2 protein-coding genes are annotated in these 2,105 nt (G+C 67.8%); one reads left to right on the top strand and one right to left on the bottom strand.

Translation table 11 applies throughout. The features are described 5' to 3' along the window. Positions 1-1,005: 2,3-butanediol dehydrogenase (locus JYJ84_RS35000; RefSeq protein WP_205190156.1), on the bottom strand; the 1,005-nt coding region annotated here is incomplete at its 3' end. 618 nt (positions 1,006-1,623) lie between these two features. Here JYJ84_RS35000 and JYJ84_RS35005 point away from each other — a divergent pair. After that, positions 1,624-2,105: MFS transporter (locus tag JYJ84_RS35005; RefSeq protein ID WP_205190155.1), on the top strand; the 482-nt coding region annotated here is incomplete at its 3' end.

Raw genomic sequence — 2,105 nt, forward strand, 5'->3', positions numbered from 1 at the left:
CTCGAAGCCGTGCGAGACGATGTCGCCGAGCGCGATGCGCCCGGTGATGAGCGGCTGCACGTCGATGCGGCCGTCCGCGATGAAGCGGATCACGTCCGCGAATTCGCCGTTGTACGCGAGCGAGCCGATCACTTCCTTCTCGGTCGACACGATGTCGAAGAAGTTGAACGGCGCCGGCTCCTCGAAGATGCCGACCATCACCGACTTGCCGGCCTTGCGGATCACGTCGATCGCGGGCTTCGCGGTGGTCGTGTGCCCGATGCACTCGAACGACACGTCGGCGCCGTAGCCGCCGGTCAGCGCCTTGACTTCCGCGATCGCGTCCGACGTCTTCGGATCGATGACGACGCTCGCGCCGACTTCCAGCGCCTTCTGCTTGCGCGCGGCCGACATTTCCAGTGCGATCACGCGCCCGGCGCCCGCGGCTTTCGCGCACATGATCGTGCACAGCCCGATCGTGCCTGCGCCGACCACGACGACCGTCTGCCCGACGATGTTGCCGGCTTTCTTCACCGCATGCAGCCCGACCGCGAGCGGCTCGATCAGCGCGCCGGCCTCGGTCGGGAAATCGTCGGGCAGCTTGTACAGCAGCTCGGCCGGCACGTTCACGTATTCGGCGAACGCGCCGTTGTTCATCAGCCCGGTGAACGCGAGGTTCTCGCAAATGTTGTACAGCCCGTGTTTGCAATACCAGCAGGTGCCGCAATGCTGGCATGCGTCGGCCGTCACGCGGTCGCCGACCGCGAAGCCCGTCACGCCGGCGCCGAGTTCGGCGATCTCGCCGCTGAACTCGTGGCCGAGGATGCACTGGCCCTTCAGGCCCGTCAGCGGATGCGGCGCGTCGACCGGGATGAACACGGGCCCGGCGACGTATTCGTGCAGGTCTGAGCCGCAGATTCCGCACCAGTGCACGCGAATCGTGACCCAGTCTGCCGGCGGGCGCGCCGGAACGGGAACCTGTTCGACGCGGATGTCGTGGCGGCCGTGCCAGACGGCAGCTTTCATGCTGGGGGCGGTGGTCGATGCCGGTGTACTCACGTTGCTGTCTCCATCAGGTTGTCGTCGGGCGCAAGGCGTGGCTGCCGGCGTGCCCGTCGCGCGATTGCGCGATCGACCGGTATGCAGGAACGGGGCCAGCTTGAGTGGGGGCGCCGGACGGCGGCTGGGCGGGAAGGGAATGGCGCAATGCACCACCGCCGTATCCGTTGACAGGGAGGGATGGCGAGGGGCGTGGCGTGGAATTTGCTGCGCAAGCAAAACCGCCGGCCGGATGAGACGCTGGGACATTCGTCTCAGCGCAATGAGACGAATGGCGAGACGCGCGGCGATGGCCGGCGCGGTTCGACGCGGTTCGACGCGCGTTCAGGCGATCACTTCGTCGACCGCGATCGGTGCGAGCAACGTGAACCCGGCGGCGCGGTACAGCGGCAGACCGGCCGCGGTCGACACGAGCCACACACGCTGCGCGCCGCGTTGCCGGCCGATTGCCGCGATCGACGGAACGGATCGTTGCGCACATTACCCCTTTACTTGAAGTTAACTTCAATTTGTATCATGTGCGCCAGTCCGATCGCGGACGCGTGACGGATCCCGTGGCACGCGGCCGCTTCAACCGAGGTGGAGATGACCGAATCGCCTGTCGCGGCCGATGCCGCCACGCTGCCGTCGCGCCGCTACCAGGCCGCCGTCGCGAACGTCGTGCTGGCGAGCATCGTGTCGGCGCTGCACGTCGGCAAGGCGACGATCGCGTTGCCGTCGCTCCAGCACGAGTTCGGCGGTTCGCTCGCTTCGCTGAGCGGGATCATGTCGGTGTTTCCGTTCGTCGGCGTATTTGGCGGGATCGCGGCCGGCGTGCTGGTGCGGCGCTGGGGCGCCCGGCTGCTGCTGCTCGCGGGCCTCGTCATCCTCGGCCTGTCGAGTGTTGCCGGCGCGTGGGCCGGCAGCTTCGCGCTGCTGCTGGTCACGCGTTTCGCCGAAGGGCTCGGGTTCGTGATCGTGGTGGTCGCCGCGCCGGCCGTGCTGAATCGCGTGACGCCGCCCGAGCGGCGCACGCTCGCGTTCGGGCTGTGGAGCACGTTCATGCCGGTCGGCATGGCGCTGTCGAT

Source organism: Burkholderia sp. LMG 13014 (genome assembly GCF_905232215.1).
Taxonomy (GTDB): Bacteria; Pseudomonadota; Gammaproteobacteria; order Burkholderiales; family Burkholderiaceae; genus Burkholderia.